General features: G+C 57.3%; 21 protein-coding genes. 10 read left to right on the top strand and 11 right to left on the bottom strand.

The window, feature by feature from the left end:
- Positions 1-20 precede the first annotated feature (20 nt).
- Positions 21-1040 (top strand): NADPH-dependent aldehyde reductase Ahr, encoded by a 1020-nt coding sequence (ahr, locus tag JT31_RS14895; protein WP_038478670.1) that lies wholly within the window; start codon positions 21-23, stop codon positions 1038-1040.
- 34 nt (positions 1041-1074) lie between these two features.
- Here the strand turns inward: ahr and JT31_RS14890 are convergent, their stop codons facing one another.
- On the bottom strand, positions 1075-2715 hold the full coding sequence (locus JT31_RS14890) for a dihydroxyacetone kinase subunit DhaK (RefSeq protein ID WP_038478667.1): 1641 nt from the start codon (positions 2713-2715) through the stop codon (positions 1075-1077).
- A gap of 136 nt (positions 2716-2851) precedes the next feature.
- On the opposite strand from JT31_RS14890, the gene JT31_RS14885 reads away from it, so the two are divergent.
- A complete protein-coding gene (locus JT31_RS14885; RefSeq protein ID WP_038478664.1) occupies positions 2852-4354 on the top strand; it encodes a helicase HerA-like C-terminal domain-containing protein in 1503 nt (500 codons plus the stop codon).
- A gap of 179 nt (positions 4355-4533) precedes the next feature.
- Positions 4534-5763, top strand: coding sequence for an amino acid permease (locus JT31_RS14880; RefSeq protein WP_038478661.1), 1230 nt, complete (start codon positions 4534-4536; stop codon positions 5761-5763).
- A gap of 63 nt (positions 5764-5826) precedes the next feature.
- Here the strand turns inward: JT31_RS14880 and lptG are convergent, their stop codons facing one another.
- Positions 5827-6906 carry an LPS export ABC transporter permease LptG gene (gene lptG / locus JT31_RS14875; protein ID WP_038478658.1) on the bottom strand — a complete coding sequence of 360 codons (1080 nt, stop codon included), beginning with the start codon at positions 6904-6906 and terminating at the stop codon, positions 5827-5829.
- A complete protein-coding gene (gene lptF, locus JT31_RS14870; protein ID WP_038478655.1) occupies positions 6907-8007 on the bottom strand; it encodes an LPS export ABC transporter permease LptF in 1101 nt (366 codons plus the stop codon). It lies immediately after the preceding gene.
- A 274-nt stretch (positions 8008-8281) separates the two neighbouring features.
- Here lptF and pepA point away from each other — a divergent pair, with 274 nt between their 5' ends.
- The 4 genes from pepA to JT31_RS14850 all read left to right on the top strand — a co-directional run bounded on the left by pepA (position 8282) and on the right by JT31_RS14850 (position 13862).
- Positions 8282-9793: a leucyl aminopeptidase gene (pepA, locus tag JT31_RS14865; RefSeq protein ID WP_038478652.1), complete on the top strand. Its 1512-nt coding sequence runs from the start codon at positions 8282-8284 to the stop codon at positions 9791-9793.
- Between the two features lie 117 nt (positions 9794-9910).
- Complete coding sequence (locus JT31_RS14860; protein ID WP_038478649.1) at positions 9911-10369, top strand: DNA polymerase III subunit chi; 459 nt, start codon at positions 9911-9913, stop codon at positions 10367-10369.
- A 6-nt stretch (positions 10370-10375) separates the two neighbouring features.
- On the top strand, positions 10376-13231 hold the full coding sequence (locus tag JT31_RS14855) for a valine--tRNA ligase (protein ID WP_038478646.1): 2856 nt from the start codon (positions 10376-10378) through the stop codon (positions 13229-13231).
- Positions 13232-13352: 121 nt separating this feature from the next.
- Positions 13353-13862: a GNAT family N-acetyltransferase gene (locus tag JT31_RS14850; RefSeq protein ID WP_038483156.1), complete on the top strand. Its 510-nt coding sequence runs from the start codon at positions 13353-13355 to the stop codon at positions 13860-13862.
- A 20-nt stretch (positions 13863-13882) separates the two neighbouring features.
- Here the strand turns inward: JT31_RS14850 and JT31_RS14845 are convergent, their stop codons facing one another.
- From JT31_RS14845 to rraB, 8 genes are all read right to left on the bottom strand, one after another.
- On the bottom strand, positions 13883-14335 hold the full coding sequence (locus tag JT31_RS14845; protein ID WP_038478642.1) for a DUF1198 domain-containing protein: 453 nt from the start codon (positions 14333-14335) through the stop codon (positions 13883-13885).
- Positions 14336-14491: 156 nt separating this feature from the next.
- Entirely contained in the window at positions 14492-15883 is a 1392-nt protein-coding gene (gene uhpT / locus JT31_RS14840) for a hexose-6-phosphate:phosphate antiporter (RefSeq protein ID WP_038478639.1), read from the bottom strand.
- Between the two features lie 138 nt (positions 15884-16021).
- Positions 16022-17350, bottom strand: a complete 1329-nt coding sequence (locus JT31_RS14835) for an MFS transporter (RefSeq protein ID WP_038478635.1) — start codon at positions 17348-17350, stop codon at positions 16022-16024.
- Between the two features lie 9 nt (positions 17351-17359).
- On the bottom strand, positions 17360-18862 hold the full coding sequence (uhpB, locus tag JT31_RS14830) for a signal transduction histidine-protein kinase/phosphatase UhpB (RefSeq protein ID WP_038478632.1): 1503 nt from the start codon (positions 18860-18862) through the stop codon (positions 17360-17362).
- A complete protein-coding gene (gene uhpA / locus JT31_RS14825; protein ID WP_038483153.1) occupies positions 18862-19452 on the bottom strand; it encodes a transcriptional regulator UhpA in 591 nt (196 codons plus the stop codon). The genes uhpB and uhpA overlap by 1 nt, the downstream gene beginning before the upstream one ends.
- Positions 19453-19543: 91 nt before the next feature.
- Entirely contained in the window at positions 19544-20359 is an 816-nt protein-coding gene (locus tag JT31_RS14820) for a hypothetical protein (protein ID WP_038478629.1), read from the bottom strand.
- An 11-nt stretch (positions 20360-20370) separates the two neighbouring features.
- Entirely contained in the window at positions 20371-21132 is a 762-nt protein-coding gene (miaE, locus tag JT31_RS14815) for a tRNA isopentenyl-2-thiomethyl-A-37 hydroxylase MiaE (RefSeq protein ID WP_038478626.1), read from the bottom strand.
- A 47-nt stretch (positions 21133-21179) separates the two neighbouring features.
- Positions 21180-21608 carry a ribonuclease E inhibitor RraB gene (gene rraB / locus JT31_RS14810; RefSeq protein ID WP_038478623.1) on the bottom strand — a complete coding sequence of 143 codons (429 nt, stop codon included), beginning with the start codon at positions 21606-21608 and terminating at the stop codon, positions 21180-21182.
- 163 nt (positions 21609-21771) lie between these two features.
- On the opposite strand from rraB, the gene argF reads away from it, so the two are divergent.
- The 3 genes from argF (at position 21772) to JT31_RS14795 (ending at position 25575) form a co-directional block, all read left to right on the top strand.
- Positions 21772-22776, top strand: coding sequence for an ornithine carbamoyltransferase (gene argF / locus JT31_RS14805; RefSeq protein WP_038478620.1), 1005 nt, complete (start codon positions 21772-21774; stop codon positions 22774-22776).
- A gap of 650 nt (positions 22777-23426) precedes the next feature.
- Complete coding sequence (gene arcA, locus JT31_RS14800) at positions 23427-24647, top strand: arginine deiminase (RefSeq protein ID WP_038478617.1); 1221 nt, start codon at positions 23427-23429, stop codon at positions 24645-24647.
- A gap of 13 nt (positions 24648-24660) precedes the next feature.
- On the top strand, positions 24661-25575 hold the full coding sequence (locus JT31_RS14795; RefSeq protein ID WP_038478613.1) for a carbamate kinase: 915 nt from the start codon (positions 24661-24663) through the stop codon (positions 25573-25575).
- Positions 25576-25587 lie beyond the last annotated feature (12 nt).

Below are 25587 nucleotides of genomic sequence, written 5' to 3'. Positions count from 1 at the left end.
CCAACACAGAGGAAGAGCGAATGTCTGTCATCAAAAGTTATGCCGCGCCAAAGGCCGGTGCGGAGCTGGAGCTTCAGGATTTCGACGCGGGCGATCTGCTGCCGGAAGATGTCGAAGTTAAGGTCGAATACTGCGGTATCTGCCATTCGGATCTGTCGATGATCGACAACGAATGGGGGTTCTCGCAGTATCCGCTGGTCGCCGGGCATGAGGTGATTGGCCGCGTGCATGCGCTGGGCTCGGCGGCACAGAGTAAAGGGCTGAAAGTTGGGCAACGCGTGGGCATCGGCTGGACGGCGAGAAGCTGCGGCCACTGCGACGCCTGTATCAGCGGCAGCCAGATCAACTGCCAGCAAGGTAGCGTGCCGACCATCGTGAACCGCGGCGGCTTCGCCGATAAAATTCGCGTGGACTGGCAATGGGCGATCCCACTGCCGGAGTCGATTGATACTGAATCCGCCGGGCCGCTGCTGTGCGGCGGCATCACGGTGTTTAAACCGCTGCTGATGCACCACATCACCGCCACCAGCCGCGTGGGCGTGATCGGCATCGGCGGCCTCGGGCATATCGCCATCAAGCTGCTGCACGCCATGGGCTGCGAGGTGACGGCGTTCAGCTCTAACCCGTCCAAAAAAGAAGAAGTGCTGGCGATGGGCGCGGATAAAGTGGTGAACAGCCGCGATCCAGAGGCGTTAACCGCGCTGGCGGGCCAGTTCGATCTGATCATTAATACCGTCAATGTCGATCTGGACTGGATGCCGTACTTCAAGGCGCTGGCCTGGGGCGGCAACTTCCACACGGTTGGCGCGGTGATGAAGCCGTTCGAGGTGCCGGCCTTCACCCTGATTGCCGGGGACCGTAGCATCTCCGGGTCGGCAACCGGCTCCCCGCACGAGCTGCGTTCGCTTATGAAGCTGGCGGGCCGCGCGAAGGTTCAGCCGCAAATCGAGCTGTACCCGATGTCGAAAATCAACGAGGCCATCCAGCACGTGCGCGACGGCAAAGCCCGCTACCGCGTGGTGCTGAAGTCAGATTTCTGATGTGATAAAGGCTCCCAAACGGGAGCCTTTTTAGTTACTTCACCAGCCCGGCAAATACCGCAGCCACGGCGACTGCGCCCGGATCTTTCACCCCATCCAGGTTATCGCTGTTCACGTAGGACGAGCGCCCGGCGTTGGCCTTTTGCATCTTCGCCGTGTCGTCCGCGCCCTTCTCTGCTGCCTTCGCAGCGGCTTTAAGATCTTTATCTCTCAATGCCTCCAGCGCCGGTTCCAGAGCATCGATCAGCGTTCTGTCGCCCAGGTCCGCGCCGCCGTAGCGCTTCATCTGCGCCAGGCCAAACAGCAGGGACTCGGCCAGCGGCTGCCTCTCGCCCACTTTCTGCCCGGCGGCGGTGAAGAAGATAGACATCAGCACCCCGCTGGAACCGCCCATCACCGTTGCCAGCCGCTCGCCCACCAGCCCCAGCAGCGCGGCGGCGTCGTTCAGCGGCAGCTTGCCTTTGTCGTTCAGGTTCGCAATGTCGCGCGCGCCTTCGGCAAAGGTTGAGCCGGTATCGCCATCGCCCACTTTGGCGTCCAGCGCGTTGAGGTGGTTTTCCTGCCCGATAAGCGTTTTGGTCACGCTCGCCACCAGGGCTTTCACTTCGTCGTTAGCGGAAGGCTTCACTTCGCGATCTTCGCGGATGGCGCTCTGCTTCTGCTCCGGCATCTTGTGGTACTTCACCATCGGCTGCCAGCCTGCGGTTTCCACGTCTGACTCCAGCGCCTTTATAAAGTCCGGGGTCAGCTTAATGGTGGAGAGCGAAAAACCTTTCATATCGAGGGCGCTCACCAGCGGTGCAGGGCCGATCAGGTATTTGATCTGTGAGCCAAGATCCGAGTGCATCAGCTCTTTGGTCAGCAGCGCCATCTCCAGCGACGAGACGCCGCCGAGGTTGTTGATCAACACCGCCAGGTCGCTCTCCTTGCCGGTGGCTTTACGCAGATGCTTAGCCAACGTGGCAATCACCTCTTTGCTGTTTTGGCTATCCACCGTGCTGGCGCCCGGCTCGCCGTGAATGCCCAGCCCAAGCTCGACGTGGCCGCCCTTAATGCGCCCTTCTGTATCATCGCTGCCCGGCAGGTTGCAGGTTTGCATCGCCACGCCCATGCTGGCAATGCTGTCGCAGGCTTTTTGCGCGATGTCCCGAACTTCGCCGAGGGATTTGCCCTGCTCTGCGGCAAAGCCCGCAATTTTATGCACTAATGCCGTGCCGGCGATGCCGCGCGGCTGTTTGTTATCCGGCAGCGAGATGTCGTCGCCGACGATCACCATCTCGACCTTCAGGCCGTGTTTTTTGGCTTTTTCGGCAGCAAGGCCAAAGTTCAGCCTGTCGCCGGTGTAGTTTTTGACGATCAGCAGGCAGCCACGGTCGCCGGTGACGCCCACGATGGCGTTCAGCACCGCGTCCACGCTCGGCGAAGCAAACAGGTCGCCGCATACCGCCGCGGTCAGCATCCCTTTGCCAACAAAGCCTACGTGCGCCGGTTCGTGGCCGGAGCCGCCGCCGGAGATAATCGCCACTTTGCTTTTGTCCCAGTCGCTGCGAGCGACCACGCGAATCGCCGGATCGATATCCAGGCGCACAAGGTTGCGGTAGCGGGAACTGACAATCACGCCTTCGATGGCATCGTTGACCAGTTGCTTACGATCGTTATAAAAGAATCTGGACATAGCTTTCCCTGGTTTTGTGTGAAGTCTGCCAAGCATAGCCCTTTGGCGGGTCGACGAGGTAAACATGGGAAGATCCTGATGCTCAATTTGTGCGGAAAGCTATGCTTTAGACAAATGTTGCCACAGGGAAACGCTGATGACTGAACCACTGCTGATTGCCAGAACTAAAGAGACTGAACTGCATATTCTGCCCAACATGGCGAACCGCCACGGGTTAATCACCGGCGCGACCGGGACGGGCAAAACCGTGACGCTGCAAAAGCTGGCTGAGTCATTCTCGGAGATCGGCGTGCCGGTGTTTATGGCCGACGTGAAGGGAGATTTAACCGGCGTCGCCGAAGAAGGCGCTGAGTCAGAAAAGCTTCTCGCGAGGCTGGCCAATATCGGCGTAACGGACTGGTCGCCGCACGGCAATCCGGTGGTGCTGTGGGACATCTTCGGGGAGAAAGGCCACCCGGTTCGCGCCACCGTGTCTGACCTCGGGCCTCTGCTTTTAGCTCGCCTGCTGAACCTGAACGACGTGCAAAGCGGCGTGCTGCAAATCATCTTCCGCATCTCGGACGACCAGGGCCTGCTGCTGCTGGACTTTAAAGATCTGCGCGCCTTAACCCAGTACATCGGCGACAACGCCAAATCCTTCCAGACGCAGTACGGCAATATCAGCAGTGCTTCCGTGGGCGCTATCCAGCGCGGGCTGCTTTCCCTTGAGCAGCAGGGCGCAGAGTATTTCTTCGGCGAACCGATGCTGGATATTAAAGACTGGATGCGAACCGACTCAAACGGCAAAGGGATCATCAATATTCTGTCGGCAGAAAAGCTCTACCAGATGCCGAAGCTTTACGCCGCCAGCCTGCTGTGGATGCTGTCCGAGCTTTACGAGCAGCTCCCGGAAGCGGGCGATCTCGACAAGCCGAAGCTGGTGTTTTTCTTCGACGAGGCGCATTTGCTGTTTAGCGATGCTCCGCAGGTTCTGCTGGATAAAATCGAGCAGGTGATTCGCCTGATCCGCTCGAAAGGCGTGGGCGTGTACTTCGTGACACAAAACCCGGCGGATATTCCAGACATGGTCCTCGGCCAGCTCGGCAACCGCGTGCAGCATGCCCTGCGCGCCTTTACGCCAAAAGACCAGAAGGCGGTGAAAGCGGCGGCGCAGACCATGAGGGCGAATCCGGCTTTCGATACCGAAAAGGCTATTCAGGAGCTGGGCACCGGCGAGGCGCTGATTTCCTTCCTCGACGCCAAAGGCAGCCCGACGGTGGTCGAACGCGCGATGGTGATCGCCCCTTGTTCGCGCATGGGGCCGGTGACGGACGACGAGCGTAACGGCCTGCTGAATCATTCCCCGCTGTACGGCAAATATGACGAAGTGATTGACCGGGAATCGGCCTACGAAATGCTGCAAAAAGGCGTGCAGGCCGCGGGCGATAAGCAGGATGCGCCGCCGGCCAAAGGCCAGAGCGTGGAGGTGGACGACGGGATCCTCGGCGGGCTAAAAGATATTCTGTTCGGCAGCACCGGGCCGCGAGGCGGCAAGCGCGACGGCGTGGTGCAAACGATGGCGAAGAGCGCGGCGAGGCAGGTCACAAACCAGATTATTCGCGGCGTGCTGGGCAGTATTATGGGAGGGCGTAAGCGGTAGTTTCCGTCATTTCCCCCTCACCCATCCCCTCTCCCTCCAGGGAGAGGGGACTTTCCCTTTCAACCCTTTCACCGATAGTTGGTAATAAAACCTGCAATAACAGCCACATGACTCACCAGGTCAGTTTTGTGCTAGATTACGCCGGTTTTTAGAAATCAGTCAGAAGAAAAGATTAAATAATGCGCAAATTCTGGACAAAAGAAGAAACTTTGTGGAGTTTCGCCTTATATGGTACTGCCGTTGGCGCAGGAACCCTTTTTCTCCCTATTCAGCTCGGCTCCGCCGGGGCTATCGTTCTCCTCCTTACGGCCTTGATTGCCTACCCGCTGACCTACTGGCCACACCGGGCGCTCTGCCAGTTCATCCTGTCGGCGAAAACGTCGGGCAGCGGTGGCATCACCAGCGCCGTGACCCACTACTACGGCAAAACCATCGGTAACCTGATAACCGGGCTCTACTTCGTCGCGTTTTTTGTGGTGATCCTGATTTATGCCGTCGCCATTACCAACTCGTTGATCGAGCAGCTGGCCAAACACGGGCCGATTACGACCACGGTCAGGGTGCTGGTGAGCCTCGGCGTCGTTGCGGCGCTGAACCTGATCTTCCTGATGGGGCGGCAGGTGACCATCAAAGTGATGGGGTTCCTGGTGTTCCCGCTGATTGCTTACTTCCTGTTTTTATCGCTGTATTTGACCAGCAGCTGGCAGACCTCGTTGTTGACCGAAGGCCTGGTGCTCGACCGCCACGCGTTGGGTGAGATCTGGATGTCGATTCCGGTGATGGTCTTTGCCTTCAGCCACACGCCGATTATTTCTACCTTTGCGGTGGCACAGCGCGAAAGCCATGGCGAAGGGGCGATGAATAACAGCAAGAAAATCATGCGAGTGGCCTACTTTGTGATTTGCTGCAGCGTGCTGTTCTTCGTCTTTAGCTGCTTCCTGTCGATTCCGGCTCAGGATATTACCGCCGCGAAGGCGCAGGGCCTGACTATTCTGTCCGCCCTGTCGATGGTGCCGGGCACGCCTGCATGGCTGGGCATTTCAGGCTTTATCGTCGCGATAGTAGCGATGTCCAAGTCGTTCCTGGGCACCTATTTTGGCGTGATTGAAGGGGCAACGGCGATTGTTAAGTCCACGCTGGGCGCGGCGGGTATGAGCCGAAGCCGGGCTTTCTGCCGGGCGCTTTCTATTACCCTGATTTCGCTACTGACCTTCGTGGTGTGCTATATCAACCCGAATGCGCTGGCGATGATTTACGCCATCAGCGGGCCGCTCATCGCGCTGATTCTGTTTATTATGCCAACCCTGTCGACTTATCTGGTGCCTGCGCTTAAGCCGTGGCGTTCGCTGGCGAATCTGCTGACGCTGATTGTCGGGATTTTGTGTGTGTCGGTGATGTTTATTCACTGATTCCCCTCACCCCGGCCCTCTCCCCAAAAGGGAGAGGGGGGTAAAGAAAGGTGAGGGTAAAACTTATCCCGCTCTTTTCGTCAGCATCCAGAGGCTGATCAGCAGGAAGGTCACGCTAGGCAGCAGCGCGCCGACAATCGGTGGGATGTTGTAAACCAGCGTTAGCGGGCCGAAGACCTGGTCCAGCACGTAGAAGATAAAGCCGAAGCTTATCCCCGTCACCACCCTCACGCCCATCGGCACGCTACGCAGCGGGCCAAAGATAAACGACAGCGCCATCAGCATCATGACCGCTACCGAGACCGGAGCGAAAATCTTGCTCCACATATTCAGTTGGTAGCGTCGGGAGTCCTGGCCGCTGGTTTTCAGGTACTTCGTGTAATCGTACAGGCCGCTGATTGACAGCGAATCCGGGTCCAGCGCCACAACGCCAAGCTTGTCCGGCGTCAGGTTAGTTTTCCACTCGCCGCTGACGGTTTGTGAGCCGGTGATCTGCTTTGGATCGGAGAGGTTAGACTCGTCAACCTGCGACAGGCGCCAGACTTTGTGCTCAGCGTCGTACTTCGCCGCCGCCGCATTACGTACCGAAAGCAGGCGACGCTCGCCGTTGAAGTGATAAATCATGATGCCGGCAATTTCAGAATCATTGTTCACATGATCGATATAAACGAAGTCGTGGCCATCTTTCGCCCAAATAGCGTTGGTCGTGGAAAGCAGAGAGCCACCCAGCAGCATTTGGGCACGATAGTTACGCGCCATCTGCTCACCCTGTGGAGCTACCCACTCGCCGATTGCCATGGTCAACAGCACCAGCGGGATCGCCGTTTTCATCACCGAGGAGGCGATCTGCATGCGGGTAAAGCCAGAAGCCTGCATCACCACCAGTTCGCTGCGCTGAGCCAGCATTCCCAGCCCCAGCAGCGCGCCTAATAACGCAGCCATCGGGAAGAAAATCTGAATATCTTTCGGCACGCTGAGCAGGGTATACATTCCTGCGCCCGCCGCAGAATAAGAGCCCTGCCCCGTTTTCTTCAACTGGTCAACGAACTTAATGATCCCCGACAGCGATACCAGCATAAACAGCGTCATCATGATGGTGTTTAGGATGGTTTTACCGATGTAACGGTCAAGTACACCAAACATTTAAGCCGCTCCTTTGTAGCTAAAGCGGGCACGCACTTTGCGCATCGGTACCGTATCCCACAGGTTCAGGACGATAGCCAGCGCCAGATACGTCAGGTTCACTGCCCACATCCAAATCATCGGATCCAGCTTCTCCTTTGCCCCACTAGAGCGTAACGAGCTTTGCAGCAGGAAGAAGACCAGATACAACAGCATGGCCGGTAGCATAGATAACACACGCCCCTGACGCGGGTTTACCACGCTCAGTGGGACAACCATCAGGGCCATAAGAATCACTGACATGATAAGCGTCAGCCGCCAGTGCAGCTCGGCGCGTGCGGAAGGATCAGGGCTGTTCCAAAGCTCACTCATGCTCATCTGGCTGGTATCGGATGGGTCCAGCATTACCGCCTGATGGCCTATCACGGCCTGGTAATCTTTGAAATCAGTAATGCGGAAGTCGCGCAGGGTAGAGGTCCCTTCAAAGCGGGTGCCGGTATTTAACTTAACGACCTGAGTGCCGTCCGGACGCTGGAAGATTTGGCCTGAATCTGCAACCACGACAGAGGGACGCGTGTTGCCCTTAGGACGCATCTGGGCAAGGAATACATCTTTAAATTCTTTCCCCTTCGCGCTTTCGATGAACAGCACCGCGTTACCGTCCGTCGCGACCTGGAACTGCCCCTGCGCCAGCGCGGCCATGCCCGGGTTGGCTCTGGCTTCAGCCAGCACTTCGTCCTGATGACGAGCGGACCACGGGCTCAGCCACATGACGTTCACGGTGGCCACAATGCCGGTGAAGAGTGCAAGTACCATCGCAGCTTTTACCAGTACCGCTTTACTCAGACCGCAGGCATGCATTACCGTGATTTCACTCTCGGTGTACAAACGCCCAAGCGTCATCAGCAAGCCGAGGAAAAGGCTCAAGGGGAGAATTAGCTGCGCCATTTCGGGCACCCCTAATCCAAGCAGAGAAAGCACCAGATTTGTCGGGATTTCGCCATCGGCGGCAGCGCCCAGGATCCTTACCAGCTTCTGAGCAAAGAAAATCAGCAGCAGGATAAAAAGGATCGCCAGCTGGCTCTTAAGCGTCTCCCGAACCAGATATCTTATGATAATCACATTAAATACGCCTGTGAAAACGAGTCTTTTTGCAGGAAAATTGCTTGTTTCATCGCTTATACGTCATTTATTCTCTTTAATCGTCGAAAACATCGCTAAGATTAGATAGCCCGGCGAACTCGCATAACGGGACGATGTTCAGACATAATAGAAAACGTAGATCCATTCGTTAAGATTAACACGAAGTCATCGCAACAGCGGAGATGAGTTACGAAAGCTTGCAATTCTAGCCTGTAGCCCCCGCCGTTGTCTTTAAGATTCAGGAGCGTAGTGCATGGAGTTCAGTGTAAAAAGCGGTAGCCCCGAGAAACAGCGTAGTGCCTGCATCGTTGTGGGAGTCTTCGAACCGCGTCGCCTGTCCCCGATCGCAGAACAACTCGATAAAATCAGCGATGGCTACATCAGCGCGCTTCTGCGCCGTGGTGAGCTGGAAGGAAAACCAGGGCAAACCTTGTTGCTTCATCACGTGCCAAACGTGCTGTCTGAACGCATTCTGCTGATTGGCTGCGGCAAAGAGCGCGAGCTCGATGAACGCCAGTACAAGCAGGTGATTCAGAAAACAATCAATACGCTTAACGACACCGGTTCAATGGAAGCCGTCTGCTTCCTGACCGAGCTGCACGTTAAAGGCCGCAACACCTACTGGAAAGTGCGCCAGGCGGTTGAGACGGCGAAAGAGTCGCTGTACAGCTTCGATCAGCTGAAAACCAACAAAACCGAACCACGTCGCCCGCTGCGTAAAATGGTATTCAACGTGCCAACGCGCCGTGAGTTGACCAGCGGTGAGCGCGCCATTCAGCACGGCCTGGCCATCGCTTCCGGCATCAAAGCCGCGAAGGATCTTGGCAACATGCCGCCAAATATCTGTAACGCCGCTTACCTGGCCTCTCAGGCTCGTCAGCTGGCGGACTCGTTCAGCAAAAACGTGGTCACCCGCGTGATTGGCGAACAGCAGATGAAAGAGCTGGGCATGCACTCCTACCTTGCGGTAGGTGAAGGCTCGCAGAACGAATCACTGATGTCGGTGATTGAATATAAAGGCAATGCGTCCCCGGATGCTCGCCCAATTGTGCTGGTCGGCAAAGGCTTAACCTTCGACTCCGGCGGTATCTCCATCAAACCTGCCGAAGGCATGGATGAGATGAAGTACGACATGTGCGGCGCCGCTTCCGTTTACGGCGTGATGCGCATGGTTGCCGAGCTGAACCTGCCGGTGAACGTGATTGGCGTGCTTGCAGGCTGTGAAAACATGCCGGGCGGCCGCGCCTATCGTCCGGGTGACGTGCTGACCACCATGTCCGGCCAGACCGTTGAAGTGCTGAACACCGACGCCGAAGGCCGCCTGGTGCTTTGCGACGTGCTGACCTACGTTGAGCGCTTCGAGCCGGAAGTGGTTATCGACGTCGCTACCCTGACCGGCGCCTGCGTGATTGCCCTTGGCCATCACATCACCGGCCTGATGTCGAACCACAATCCGCTGGCGCACGAGCTGATTAGCGCGTCCGAGCAGGCGGGTGACCGCGCATGGCGTCTGCCAATTGGCGACGAGTACCAGGAACAGCTGGAGTCCAACTTTGCCGATATGGCAAACATTGGCGGCCGTCCTGGCGGGGCGATTACCGCGGCATGCTTCCTGTCTCGCTTTACCCGTAAGTACAACTGGGCTCACCTGGACATCGCCGGCACCGCATGGCGCTCCGGCAAGGCAAAAGGTGCAACCGGTCGTCCTGTCGCCCTGCTGTCTCAGTTCCTGCTGAACCGCTCCGGATTTAACGGTGAAGAGTAATTTGTAAAACTGACCCTCACCCTGGACGGGCGTAAAAAACTCCGTTTGGTTCCCTCGCCCCTTTGGGGAGAGGGTTAGGGTGAGGGGCAACAACATTCAACTTAACAAGCTGGTCTCATGAAAAACGCAACGTTTTACCTGCTGGATAACGACACTCACGCCGATGGGCTCAGTGCCGTGGAACAGCTGGTGTGCGAGCTGGCAGCGGATAGATTCCGTGCAGGTAAGCGGGTGCTGGTCGCCTGTGAGAACGAGCAGCAGGCGATTCGCCTCGACGAAGCACTCTGGCAGCGAGATGCCCAGGCATTCGTCCCGCACAATCTGGCAGGTGAAGGCCCGCGCTACGGCGCGCCGGTTGAGCTGGCATGGCCTCAGCGCCGCGGCAGCGCCCCTCGAGATCTTCTGATTAGCCTGTTGCCGCAGTTCGCAGATTTTGCCACCGCTTTCCTGGAAGTGATAGACTTCGTACCTTACGAAGAATCCCAGAAACAACTGGCCCGCGAGCGCTACAAAGCGTACCGCGTTGCCGGTTTCCACTTGACTACGGCGACCTATACCCCGCCGGGAACGACATAGCAGACAATGGAAAAGACATATAACCCGCAAGATATCGAACAGCCGCTTTACGAGCACTGGGAACAGCAGGGCTACTTCAAACCGAATGGCGACACCAGCCAGGAAAGCTTCTGCATCATGATCCCACCGCCGAACGTCACCGGCAGTTTGCATATGGGTCACGCCTTCCAGCAAACCATTATGGACACCATGATCCGTTACCAGCGCATGCAGGGCAAAAACACCCTGTGGCAGGCGGGCACCGACCACGCCGGTATCGCGACCCAGATGGTTGTAGAACGCAAAATCGCCGCCGAAGAAGGTAAAACCCGCCACGATTACGGCCGTGATGCGTTCATCGACAAAATCTGGCAGTGGAAGGCAGAGTCCGGCGGCACTATTACCCGTCAGATGCGTCGTCTCGGTAACTCCGTAGACTGGGAGCGCGAGCGCTTCACCATGGACGAAGGCCTGTCCAACGCGGTGAAAGAAGTGTTCGTCCGCCTGTATAAAGAAGACCTGATTTATCGTGGCAAACGCCTGGTAAACTGGGACCCGAAACTGCGCACCGCGATTTCCGACCTCGAAGTTGAGAACCGCGAGTCCAAAGGCTCCATGTGGCACCTGCGTTACCCGCTGGCCGATGGCGCGAAAACCGCAGACGGTAAAGATTACCTGGTGGTCGCCACCACTCGCCCGGAAACCGTACTCGGTGACACCGGCGTGGCCGTTAACCCGGAAGATCCGCGCTACAAAGACCTGATTGGCAAATTCATCGTTCTGCCGCTGGTTAACCGCCGCATTCCTGTCGTTGGCGACGAACACGCCGATATGGAAAAAGGCACCGGCTGCGTGAAAATTACGCCTGCGCACGACTTCAACGACTACGAAGTTGGCCGCCGCCACCAGCTGCCAATGATCAACGTTCTGACCTTCGACGGCGATATCCGCGAAGCGGCAGAAGTCTTCGATACCAACGGCGAAGAATCCGACGTTTATGCGTCCGACATCCCGGCAGAGTTCCAGAAGCTGGAACGTTTTGCCGCGCGTAAAGCCGTGGTCGCGAAGTTCGACGAACTTGGCCTGCTAGACGAAATCAAACCGCACGACCTGACCGTCCCTTACGGCGACCGTGGCGGCGTGGTTATCGAGCCAATGCTGACCGACCAGTGGTACGTGCGTACCGCGCCGCTGGCAAAAGTGGCGGTAGAAGCCGTTGAGCAGGGCGACATCCAGTTCGTGCCTAAGCAGTACGAAAACATGTACTTCTCGTGGATGCGCGATATTCAGGACTGGTGTATCTCCCGTCAGCTGTGGTGGGGCCACCGTATCCCGGCCTGGTATGACGCAGAAGGCAACGTGTTCGTTGGCCGCAATGAAGCGGAAGTCCGCGCCGAAAACAACCTGGGTGCCGACGTTGAGCTTCACCAGGACGAAGACGTGCTGGACACCTGGTTCTCCTCTGGCCTGTGGACCTTCTCCACCCTGGGCTGGCCGGAAAATACCGAAGCGCTGCGCACCTTCCACCCGACCAGCGTCATGGTCAGCGGCTTCGACATCATCTTCTTCTGGATTGCCCGCATGATCATGCTGACCATGCACTTCATCAAAGATGAAGACGGCAAGCCGCAGGTGCCGTTTAAGACCGTCTATATGACCGGCCTTATTCGCGATGACGAAGGCCAGAAGATGTCAAAATCCAAAGGCAACGTTATCGACCCGCTGGACATGGTGGACGGCATTTCTCTGGAAGATCTTCTCGAGAAACGCACCGGCAACATGATGCAGCCTCAGCTCGCGGAGAAAATCCGCAAGCGCACCGAGAAACAGTTCCCGAACGGCATCGAGCCACACGGTACCGACGCCCTGCGCTTCACCCTGGCAGCGCTGGCCTCTACCGGCCGCGACATCAACTGGGACATGAAGCGCCTGGAAGGCTACCGTAACTTCTGTAACAAACTTTGGAACGCCAGCCGCTTCGTGCTGATGAACACCGAAGAGCAGGATTGCGGCTTCAACGGCGGTGAAATGGTGCTGTCTCTGGCCGATCGCTGGATTCTGGCCGAGTTCAACCGTACCGTGAAAGCGTACCGTGAAGCGCTGGACAGCTACCGCTTCGACATCGCCGCCAACATTCTGTACGAGTTCACCTGGAACCAGTTCTGTGACTGGTACCTGGAGCTGACCAAGCCGGTCATGAACGGCGGTACTGAAGCGGAACTGCGCGGCACCCGTAATACGCTGGTGAACGTGCTGGAAGGCCTGCTGCGCCTGGCGCACCCGATCATTCCATTCATCACCGAAACCATCTGGCAGCGCGTGAAAGTGCTGAAAGGCATTACCGCAGACACCATCATGCTGCAAGAATTCCCGGCCTACGATGCGTCTCAGGTTGATGAAGCGGCGTTCGCGGACACCGAGTGGCTGAAGGACGTGATCACCGCGGTGCGTAACATTCGCGCCGAGATGAACATTGCCCCAGGCAAACGTCTGGACGTGCTGCTGCGCGGCTGTAGCGAAGAGGCGATTCGTCGCGTGAGCGAAAACCGCACCTTCCTGCAGAACCTGGCTCGCCTGGAAAGCATCACTATTCTGCCTGTCGATGACAAAGGTCCGGTTTCCGTGACCAAGATTATCGATGGCGCAGAACTGCTGATCCCGATGGCCGGCCTGGTCGATAAAGCCGCGGAGATCGAGCGTCTGGCGAAAGAAGTCGTGAAGATCGAAATCGAAATCGGCAAGATCGAAGGCAAGCTGTCCAACGAAGGCTTTGTGGCCCGTGCCCCGGCTGACGTTGTCGCCAAAGAGCGCGAGCGTCTCGAAGGCTTTGCCGACGCCAAAGCTAAGCTGATTGAACAGCAGGCGGTTATCGCCGCCCTGTAATCAGTCGCACTGCATAATCCGCCCTGCACTTCGGTGTGGGGCGTTTTTTATCCAGCTTGCACCCTCCGTAATGAAGTGCTATTAACTCCTTTTATCCTTCCCTAAGCCTATGAGTCGCATGATGAACACCACTGCTCCGGTTGATATGAAGCTCCAGCTGCGCCGGATTACTGCCGAAGATAATTCGGCGATCGCCCGGGTTATTCGACAGGTATCGGCCGAATACGGCCTGACCGCCGATAAAGGCTATACCGTCGCGGACCCTAACCTTGATGAGCTGTACCAGCTCTACAGCCAGCCAGGCCATGCGTACTGGGTGGTGGAAATTAATGGCGAAGTGGTGGGCGGCGGCGGCGTGGCGCCGTTATCGTGTAGCGAGCCGGACATTTGTGAACTGCAGAAGATGTATTTCCTGCCGGTGGTTCGCGGCAAAGGCCTGGCGAAAAAGCTGGCGCTGCAGGCGCTGGATCACGCCCGTGCCCAGGGCTTTAAGCGCTGTTATCTGGAAACCACGGCGTTCCTGAAAGAGGCCGTTGGTTTATATGAACACCTTGGCTTCGAGCATATTCCTGCCCCGCTCGGCTGCACCGGCCACGTGGATTGCGAAGTCACGATGCTCAAAGCGCTGTGATCACAGCGCAAAAACGAGTCTCAGTGCAGCCAGTGGACGCCATCTTCAGGCTGGAAGTAGCCGTTATAGCGCATCTGAAAGGCGCTAATATCTGACTTATCCGGCTCCATTTCACGTAAAAAGCCCAGCGCCAGGCGAACCTGAGCGTCGGTTATCGGCGTGGCAAGCCGGGCCTTTTGCAGCCTCCGGTACCACTGCTGGAGATTTTGATCGCTGCCGTCCACAATCACCATCTGCCAGACAAGCAGCACCTGAGCGGCATTTTGCAGATGAGACTCGTCCGGGCGGTGTAGATACTGCAAAAACGCGTCGCCCTGCGCTTTCCCCATCTGATCGATCATCGACTCAACCGGCACCACATCGATCCCCAGCCGCTCACTCAGCCGGCGGATCGCCCGTCGGGAGTCAGAGGTGAGTACCCGAAAGCCGACAACAAACACCACACATAGCGTGGCCAACATAATCCAAATCATAAAGTTAGATACCCGGCAGCTTGACGACAATTTGCTAGCAATGAATGCCGGGCAGTATAGCGCAATCACTTTTCTCCGTAATGCCTCACGCCGGGGTTAACCGCAGGCATAAAAAAGCCCGGCGTTATGCCGGGCTGGAAGCGTTCACCAGGACGCTTAGGCTATCTTCAGCTGCTGGATTTTTTTCTCACGGCGAATTTTACGCTCTTCAAATATCGCCACGATGGCCATCAGCACAATACAGCCGATTGCGGCAGCATCGAGCGCGGCAAAGGTGCCCGCCCAGCCGGTCAGGCCGAAGATCGGCGTGCCGTCGGCAATCATCCCCAGGCCCAGCTTGGCAAAGCTGTCGCCAATCAGGTAAGCGAAGGTGCCCTTGATGCCGTCTGCTGCACCGATGGCTTTCTTAGGTACGAAGCCCACGGCGGCCACGCCAATCAGCAGCTGCGGCCCGAAGACCAGGAAACCAAGCGCGAACAGCGAAGCCAGGTAAACGTACTGGTTGCTCGCATGCTGATACACGCCCAGCGTAGCAATGATCAATGCCAGCGCCACGCAGGCCACCAGCGCACGGCGGCCGTTGGCGAGGTCAGACAACCAGCCCCACAGCAGGGTGCCAACCAGCGCGCCCACTTCAAACAGGGTGAAGCCCTGAATCGCCACTTCTTTGGAGAGCTTCAGCTCCTGGAAGGCGTACACGGTGGACCACTGGTCGATGCCGATGCGCACCACGTACAGGAAGATGTTGGAGAAGCACAGCAGCCAGATCACTTTGTTTTTCAGCACATACTCAACAAAGATCTGCCATTTGGTCATCGAGTTATCTTCGGCTTCTTTATCTTCTTCGCTGACCTCTTCGCCAAACAGCTCTTCTGCGGTGCCGAGACCGTAAGACTCCGGGGAGTCGCTGCCGTAGCGCAGGGCAATAAAACCGACAATCAGCGCGATAACGGACGGGAAGATAAACATCCCGATGACGTGGCCGTCAAACAGGTAGTTCGCGCCAAACAGGGCGACACCGGCCGCGCCCGCGCCGCCGAGGTTGTGGGAGATGTTCCACATACCCAGGTAGCTGCCGCGCTTGCGGCGTGGCGTCCATTTGGTGATGGTCGAATAGCTGCACGACCCGCCGGTGCTCTGGAAGAAGCCGCTTAGCGCGTAGAAGGCGATCATCAGGAACAGGCTAACCGAACCCGCGCCCATGCTGGCGCTGAAGCCGAGCATACAGATGGCGGAAAGGATCAGCATAAACGGCAGGAACTGCTTGGTGTTCTTCCCATCCGCGTAATACGAAACCAGCGTTTTGCCCACGCCGTAGGTGATGGAGAAGCCAAGGCCGATCATCCCCAGCTGCGTCATGCTCAGCCCGTAGGTGGAGATCATGTCGTTCTGGGCGATGTTAAAGTTTTTGCGGATCAGGTACATCGTCAGGTAGCCAATAAACACCACCAGATACGACTGCATAAACGGTTTGAACCACATTTTGCGCCGCACTTCGAGCGGCAGATCCAGGGTGGGCTTGCGCACCTGGTTTAGAAAGGCCAGCATGGATGACTCCTGATATGAATACCTGCTTAATGGCAGGCATTGTAAAAATCAGCGAGCAAACTGGCCTGAGACAGCATCCAGGCCGAACCGGGAATATTTCTTAGTTTTGCCCTTCTTGGGGCAAAAGGGTGAGATGCATCACGCTTCGCTGGCGGCGCGCGGCGCCTGGGCGTTTAAAAACGGCAGCAGCAGCAAAGCCGATATCCCGGCGGCTATCGCGATCACCGCGAAGAAGCCGTTCCAGTGCCAGATGTCGATCACCCGCGCCAGCGGCCAGCCGGAAAGCGATGCCCCCAGGTAGGCAAACAGCCCGACAAATCCCGTGGCCGCCCCCGCCGCCTCTTTGTGCGAGCACTCGGCCGCCGCCATGCCAATCAACATCTGCGGGCCAAACACGAAGAAGCCGGTGGTAAAGAAGCAGGCCGCCTGCATCACGTAGCTGGCAAAAGGCATCAGCCACAGCGAGCCAACGGAAAGCAGAATCCCGGCGGCGAAGATCAGGTTCATCGGCCCGCGATTGCCGTTGAACAGTTTGTCCGAACCCCAGCCCGCCACCAGCGCGCCGATAAATCCGCCCAGCTCAAACATCGTCACCGCCGAGTTGGCGGTAACCAGTCCGACGCCGAGCGTCTCCGACATATAAAGATTGCCCCAGTCGTTGATAGCCGCTCGCACCACGTACACCAGCACGTAGCACAGGGACAGCAGCCAGATATAAGGGTTAACCAGCACGTACTTGTAGAGGATTTCTTTGCGCGTCAGCCCGGCCCCTTCCTGCTGCTGGGCGATTTCCAGCTCGTCATGCTGCCAGTCGCCGACCGCCGGTAAGCCCACGGTTTGCGGCCTGTCGCGCAGCCGCCAGCACAGAAACAGCCCGGCGATAATCGCCAGCCCGCCGGCAATCATCATCCCGACGCGCCAGCCGTACTGTAACGCCGCTGCGCCCATGATGATGGGGATTAACGCCCCGCCCACGTTGTGCGCCGTGTTCCATACCGCCCACCAGCCGCCGCGCTCGCTGCGGGAATACCACGCCGTCAGCAGGCGGGCGCAGACCGGCGACCCCCAGCCCTGGAAAAAGGCGTTCAGCGCCCACAGCAGCGCAAACGCCCAAAGCGAGGTCGAGAAGCCAAACAGGATATTCACGATGCCGGTGGCTATCAGCCCGATGCCCATAAAGTAACGGGCATTGGAGAAGTCGCTGACGATCCCGGAGAAGAACTTCGACAGGCCGTAGGTGATGTAAAACAGCGTCGCCAGCAGGCCGATATCGGTGCGCTCCATCACGCCGGTGGCGAGGATTTCCGGCGCGGCGGCGTTAAAGCTTTTGCGGGTAAAGTAAAACAGCGCGTAGCCTAGCCAGATAGTTATCAGGATATGACGGCGCCAGTAGCGGTAGCGGGCATCAATCTCACTTTTGTCGCTAAGCGGCGCGACGCTGGGCGGTACTTTTAAAAAACTGAACATGCTTGCCCCTTAGAGATAGCGCAATGGCAGGCTTACGCTGACGCGCGTGCCGTGAGTGCAGGAAATCGCGAACGTTCCGCCCAGCGCCGTGACGCGTTCGCGCATCCCGGTAAGCCCAAAGCCCTGCTGCCCGGACCCCGGCGGCAAACCGCTGCCGTCATCTTCAATCACCAGCATCAGCCGCTCTGCCTGCTGCCAGCCCTGCAGGGTTACCGCGCTGGCGCTGGCGTGCTTCACAATGTTGTTGAGCCCTTCCTGACAAACGCGGAACAGCGTCACGCGCTGCCCTTCGCTAAGCAGGGGCTCATCGATTTGCCAGTCGATATGGCCGACGATGCCGCGGCTTTCGAGCTCCATTTCACGCATCAGGGAGCGTACGGCCTGCTCAAGGGACAAATCATCCAGCTGGCGCGGACGCAAGCGCCCCAGCAGGCGACGAACCGAGTCATAAACGCCAAGCGAAAGCTGTTCGATATGCGCCCCGCTGCGCTTCACGCCTTCGTTTTCCGGCGCCTGACGCTGGACAATACCGGCCTGGGTGCGAATCGCCGTGATCGTCTGCCCGATATCGTCGTGCAGCTCGCGCGCCACTTCCCGCCGTACGCTCTCTTCGGTTTCCAGCAGGCGTTCGGCCAGGCGGCGATTCCGCGCCAGCTCCGTTTGCAGAGACTGGTTAAGCTCGCGCAGACGCTGGATCCCCGCGCCGAGCAACAGCCCGGTCAGGCTTTGTGCCAGCAGCGACAGCAGCAGATCCACCGGATGATCGTGCCAGGTCTGGCTGGCTATCAGCGCAATGGCGTTCATCAGGGTAGCAATCAGCGCCCCCTGCCAGCCGTAGTGCCAGGCGAGGGCGATAATCGGCAGCGCGAGGCAGAACGGCGTAAAACGGGAAAGTTCGGCGGGCAAACCCAGCTGTAGCCAGAGGCTGACGGCAAACAGCAGCAAATACCAAATCAGGTGACGCCCGCGCCAGTTGACCGGCTGGGAAACCAGCCCCGGACCGAGAGGCTGCCAGACGGTGCTGGTCAGATAGTGCCAGAGCACCAGGCAGGTCGGCGCCAACGTTAAGCCACCGGTCAGCGTCAGCAATAGCGCATTGAGGGATTCTTGCCCCTGGCCCAGCCAAGGTAGCGACTGGAGCAGCGCGGCGGCGATAAGCGCCGCACCTTGCCGCAGCAGGGTGCGCCAGTCACGCTGATGGCGATAGCGGGAAATCAGCGCCACCGGTACGACGGTGAACACCCCTCCCAGCATCAACAGCGGCAGATGGGCCAGGGCCACTTCCTGCGCGAGCCAGGCCAGCATCAGCCATTCTGCACCCAGCAGAACCGGCCAGTAGCCGCGCGGGCATTGCAGCATCAGCCCTAAACGCAGCCCAAAGGGAAACAGCAGCACCGCCAGCTCGGGCCTTTCCACCAGATGCAGGCTAATGCTCCACAGGCAAAACCAGCCGGCGGAGAAGATAAAGAAACTGGCGATAACGGCGATCAGCCGGGAGAGGAAAGTCCGCATTACCAACCGTCAAACAGACGTCGCGCCAGCGCCACATCGTTGCTGACGTCGAGCTTTTCCATCAGGTTGGCGCGGTGCACATGCACGGTCTTCGGCGACAGCCCCAGCTCGGTAGCAATCTCTTTAACCGCCATGCCCTGCGCCAGCTTTTCCGCGACCTGCCGCTCGCGCTTCGTCAGCGGATCCTGCCGCCCGGCCGCCAGCTTCATGGCGATATCCGGCGTCAGGTAGCAGCCGCCCGTCGCCACGGTGCGCACGGCAGCAATCAGTTCGTCCGGGCTGCAGCGTTTGGATAAAAAGCCGCGCGCCCCGGCGTTCAGCGCCTGCTCCACCAGCGCCGGGCTGTCGTGCACCGACAGCATGATGATCGCCATCCCTTTCGGCAGTTGGCTAAGCAACTCCAGCCCGGAAATATCCGGCATCGAGATATCGCAGATGCAGACCTGCACGCCGTGCCCCGGCAATCCCGCCAGCGCCTCGCGCCCTGAACCAAACTCGGCCACAACCTGAAAATCAGCCTCGAGCCCAAGAAGTTGGGCAAAGCCGGAGCGGACGATAAGGTGGTCGTCGATAAGGGCAATGGCGGTCATGATGCTTTCCAGGAAGGTAAAAAACGCGCATACCTTAGCGATAAGCGCGTGACTGTTCAAGTCTTAAGCGATTTTGAGGCTGCGCAGCGGGCTACTCCAGCGCAACCGACAGGCGGATAATCCCGGCCGCACGGGCCGGAGGAAGCTGCAGCACGTTGCGCCACAGTTCCTGCACCTGATTACAAACCAGCCCCTCTTTGCCCACCGCTTTGTGCGGCTCGGACATCAGCTGCAGATCGCTGCCGTAGCGCTTCGTCAATTGCCGGACGATAGGCTGAATGTCCTGCCGTGCCTGTTCGCGTTCGGCGTCGGTAACGCTGTGTTTGTCCGGGCCGTAGGCGGAGCGCATCATCGCCGCATCCACCTGCATACGGCGCATCGTCACGTCGCGAGGCAAGATTTTCGGGGAGTTGATCCCGCCCTTCACGCCCGGGAACAGGAAACGGAAACAGGCGTCATCGCTGGACTTCTGCACCATCGCCGTTTGCTGCATGTTCACCTGCATAAACGCCACCACGTTGTCATCCGTCGCGCTTTGCAGACGCTTCGTCTCCACGGCGAGGATTTGCGGCTGGATGGTGTCGATAACCTCCTGCTCGGTTTTCCCCTGCCGGTGCATCTCCACCGCCTGCTGGCGAATAGACATCCACAGCGCGGGCTCCTGTTCCTTCAGCACCTGGTAAACCGGCATCCGGGCCATAGCATCGTCAAGTTCGGCCAGTTCCTGCCCGGATCTGTCGCGTGGAATCAGATATTTTACGTCAAGGATGTTCCACGCCATGATGGCGACCAGCGCAATAACCACCGCGCCCACTTTGCCGACCCAGCCCTTCTTTCGAAATATCGCCACCACTGCGGCGATCGCGGCGCCGACATAGCCTGCAATAATGACGTGGGTCCAGTTCATGGTTCATCCTTCTAGTCTGCGGGCACGCCGCTGTGAAAACGAAACTCGTCGTCGTGGCTTTGGATTAGTTCAGCCTCGACGTGGCCAAAAAAGCGAACGCGTTCGCTGATATCGCCCCCGGCAATCTGTTCTGCCAGCGTTAAATAATCCTGATAATGCCGAGCTTCGGAACGCAGCAGCGACAGGTAAAAACGCTGTAATTCATCGTCCAGGTGCGGCGCCAGCGCGGCAAATCGTTCACAAGACCGCGCTTCAATGTAAGCCCCGCAGATAAGCTTATCGACCAACATCAGCGGTTCATGAGTGCGGGTTTCACTCAGTAAACCTTTAGCGTAGCGGCTGGCGGTGATTTTGGCGTACGGGATGTTACGGGCAATCATGATTTCCCGCACCTGCCAAAAATGGTGCAGCTCTTCTTTGATCAGCAATACCATGCTGTCGATAAGCTGCTGCCCCCAGCCGTGCTTCGTTTTCGGCATGATGCTTTTGTTCAGGCCTTTATGAAGCGCCAGAAAATCGGGCTCTTCACCGTCGCGAAAAGCAAAAGCCTCATAGGGCTGCAGCCAGGCCAGTAGCGCCTGCGAACCCTCTTTATCGGCAACGTATTTACGGACGAACAGCATCGCGGTTTGCGCGGCTTTCAGTTCGCAAATCATATGGTCGGTTAACAGCAGGGTCAGATTTTCCGGGCGACGGGCTTTTTGAATCCACGCTTCGGGCGTCGGGCACAGCAGGAATTGGTTTATCGGGGAGAGGAGTTGCTGGTAGTCCATGAGGTATCCTGAAGCGCAGCGGCCGAACGCCGCTGCACCGCTTACTTTTAGTGACGCACGCCGTCGTCGTCTTCGTCCTGATATTCGTCGCCTTCTTCGCCTTCCTCACCCTCTTCGCCGTTCGGGTCTTCGAAGTAGGTGCCCCAGCCGTCGTATTCCACGCCGAATTTCTCTGCCAGATTCAGCAGCTGTTCAACCTGGGCACCGATCAGTTCAGCGTTCAGCGCGCATTCGCTCAGAATGTCGCAGCAGATGACGGTATCGCCTTCTTCAACTTCCAGCTCTTCCGGGTCGGTGACTTCATAACCCAGCTTGAAAGCTTCAACGGCGGCTTTCTCCAGCGTTTCGAAATCATCCGCAGAAAGGTGGTGTTCGATGGTGTACAACGCGTCCGGATCGCTACCGTCGTCCAGCAGTTCTTCAATGATTAAACGTGTTTCTTCGCGCTGTTCTTCCAGCTGTTCTGGATTTGCCATGGCCCTTTCCTCAAATGTGTAGGCAGATACTCTCATTTTCACACACGCCGGGGTTTGCCTCCACCTTTCACGGCAAAGTTTTAACTCGCGGGGTTGCAATTGAATATTCATACATATAAATTGAATTTTAATTCAATAAAGGCTTGTGCCACGCGAGGAAAAAATGAGTCACTTCTATCAGAAAAATTTTCTTAAGCTGCTCGATTTTACCCCTGCTCAACTTAACGAATTGCTGGTCCTTTCCGCCAGGCTGAAAAGCGATAAGAAAAAAGGAAATGAGATTCAGCAGCTTACTGGCAAGAATATTGCGCTCATCTTCGAAAAAGATTCGACTCGTACTCGCTGCTCTTTCGAAGTTGCCGCTTACGACCAGGGCGCGCGCGTCACTTACCTCGGCCCAAGCGGCAGCCAGATTGGGCATAAAGAATCAATTAAGGATACGGCACGCGTGCTGGGCCGTATTTATGACGGCATTCAGTATCGCGGCTATGGTCAGGATATCGTCGAAACCCTCGCCAGCTATGCGGGCGTGCCGGTGTGGAACGGGCTGACCAACGAGTATCACCCTACGCAGCTGCTGGCAGATTTGCTCACCATGCAGGAACAGTTGCCGGGCAAAAACCTGAATGAGATGACGCTGGTGTACGCCGGGGACGCACGCAACAACATGGGTAACTCCATGCTTGAGGCCGCCGCACTGACCGGCCTTGATCTGCGCCTTGTGGCGCCGAAGGCCTGCTGGCCGGACGAAAAACTCGTTGCCGAATGCCAGGCCATGGCCGAAAAAACCGGTGGGAAAATCACGTTAACCGAAGACGTTGCCGCGGGAGTTAAGGGCGCGGACTTCATCTATACCGACGTTTGGGTCTCTATGGGCGAAGCCAAAGAGAAGTGGGCCGAGCGTATCGCCCTGCTGCGTCCTTACCAGGTTAACAGCACCATGCTGGCGTTAACCGGCAATCCGCAGGTCAAATTCATGCACTGTCTGCCGGCGTTTCACGATGATCAAACCACGCTGGGCAAGCAAATGGCGCTGGAGTTTGACCTGCACGGCGGCATGGAGGTTACCGACGAAGTCTTTGAGTCTTCCCACAGCGTCGTATTCGACCAGGCTGAAAATCGTATGCACACCATCAAGGCCGTTATGGTCGCCACGCTGGCAAAATAGTTTTTTCGCTCCCAGGGCTTATCCTGGCCCCTCGGCGGCTTTCCCGTCCGAGGGGTTTTCTTTTCCCCCGCATGTTTATTACTAAAGATGTTGCGTGTCTGGTGCATCACCCGCGTTTTTTATGCACAAAAAAGGCATAACCTCATACACCGTCAGTTTGAACACACCGCCAACACCTTGTTTTATTGTAAGTAATAAGAAAAAACTCTTCCCGCTCACAGTTTCCATTCACTGCATTCATGTCAGATTGAAAATAACTATTGTTCTATTTTCTTCCCTGCACGGCATTAAACAAAATCCACAATGAATAACCATTCAAACTGAGAATAAATAACATTAATAATCAATGCATTAAGAAATTCCTGTTTTCGCATAAAATCACAACCCTTTAACACCAAGAAATAATTAAAACTCCTTCAGCGAGTAATTATGCATTTGTCACCACCCGTATAATTGCTATTTCCTGACACCCATCAATTAATAACAAGACAAATAAAAACAGCCTTGAACACGTGATAAACCTCACATTAAATGGTTGTGAAGAAATTAAGATACGCCACGAAGACAACTTAACGGGTTATTAAAATCGCGACGCAATATTCATTGCGCCACAGGCACTTTTATCTCCAGATTAATGCAAAGGAATAGTCATGGACAAACATTATGTCGGTTCCGAAATAGGTCAATTACGTAGCGTGATGCTGCATCGCCCAAACCTCAGCCTGAAAAGACTTACCCCTTCAAACTGTCAGGAATTATTATTTGACGACGTGCTGTCGGTTGAACGTGCCGGTGAAGAACATGATGTGTTCGCCAACACCCTGCGCGGCGAAGGCGTCGAGGTTCTGCTGCTCACCGACCTGCTGACGCAGACGCTGGACGTCAGCGATGCCAAGGCCTGGCTGCTGAACACGCAGGTTTCAGACTACCGTCTGGGGCCGGCTTTCGCCTCCGATGTGCGCGGCTGGCTGGCCGATATGCCACATCGTGAACTGGCGCGCCGCCTTTCTGGTGGGCTGACCTACGGAGAAATCCCAACACACATAAAAAATATGGTGGTGGATACTCACGCCGCGACCGATTTTATTATGAAGCCACTGCCAAATCATTTATTTACCCGCGATACATCCTGCTGGATTTATAACGGCGTCTCTATTAATCCAATGGCGAAAGCGGCTCGCCAACGTGAAACCAATAATTTAAGAGCAATTTATCGCTGGCATCCGGCATTTACCGACGGAAAATTCATTAAATATTACGGCGATGAAAATATTAATTACGACCATGCCACGCTGGAAGGCGGAGACGTATTAGTCATTGGCCGCGGTGCGGTATTAATTGGCATGTCCGAACGCACCACGCCTCAGGGCATAGAGTTCCTCGCTGAATCATTATTCAAACACCAGCAGGCAACCCGCGTAATTGCCGTCGAGCTGCCGAAACACCGCTCCTGCATGCACCTCGACACCGTCATGACCCATCTCGATATCGACACCTTCTCCGTTTACCCGGAAGTCGTCCGCAAAGACGTGCAGTGCTGGACCTTAACCCCTGACGGCCACGGCGGCATCAAACGCCACCAGGAAACCAGCCTGGTAAACGCCATCGAAAAAGCGCTGGGTATCGATCAGGTCAAGCTCATCACCACCGGCGGCGACGCCTTTGAAGCCGAACGTGAGCAGTGGAACGACGCCAACAACGTGCTGACCGTTCGCCCCGGCGTCGTTATCGGCTACGAACGCAACATCTGGACCAACGAGAAATACGACAAAGCCGGGATCACCGTTCTGCCGATTCCTGGCGATGAACTGGGGCGCGGGCGCGGCGGCGCACGCTGCATGAGCTGCCCGCTGGACCGCGACGGAATTTAAGGGAGCAAAGCATATGGAACTAAAACCCACGCTGGTTGTGGCGCTCGGCGGGAATGCTCTGCTGAAACGTGGAGAACCGCTGGAAGCCGACCTGCAGCGCAAAAACATCGAGCTGGCGGCGAAAACTATCGCCCGGCTCACCAGCGACTGGCGCGTTGTGCTGGTGCACGGCAATGGCCCGCAGGTTGGCCTGCTTGCCCTGCAAAACAGCGCCTACCAAAACGTGAGCCCTTATCCGCTGGACGTTCTTGGCGCAGAGAGCCAGGGAATGATCGGCTACATGTTGCAGCAGGCGCTGAAAAATCATCTGCCTGACCGTGAAGTCAGCGTGCTGCTGACGCAGGTTGAAGTGGATCCGCAGGATCCGGCCTTCAACAATCCGACCAAGTATATCGGCCCGGTGTACAGCAAAGAGCAGGCGGATGAGCTGGTGCGTGACAAAGGCTGGTCGGTAAAAGCTGACGGGCAGTATTTCCGCCGCGTGGTGCCGTCACCGCAGCCCAAACGCATCGTCGAGAGCGATGCCATTACGGCTCTGATTCAGCGTGACCATCTGGTCATTTGCAACGGCGGCGGCGGAGTGCCGGTGGTGGAGAAAGCCGACGGCTACCACGGGATTGAAGCGGTCATTGATAAGGACCTTTCCGCCGCGCTGCTGGCCCGCCAGATAGAGGCCGACGCCCTGCTGATCCTGACCGACGCCGACGCGGTTTACCTCAACTGGGGCACGCCGGCGCAGCGCCCGCTCACCAGCGTGACACCGACTGAGCTGGAAGGGATGAGCTTTGACGCCGGATCGATGGGCCCCAAAGTGGCCGCCTGCAGCCGCTTTGTCGCCAGCTGCCACGGCATCGCCGGGATTGGCGCGCTGGAAGATGGCCCGGCGATTCTGGCCGGTGAGAAAGGCACGCTTATTCGGGGGCGGTGAAAACCCCTCACC

Source organism: Cedecea neteri (assembly GCF_000757825.1).
Taxonomy (GTDB): Bacteria; Pseudomonadota; Gammaproteobacteria; order Enterobacterales; family Enterobacteriaceae; genus Cedecea; species Cedecea selenatireducens.
The sequence above is the reverse complement of the archived record's forward strand: the minus strand, read 5'-3'. Positions and strand labels throughout refer to the sequence as shown.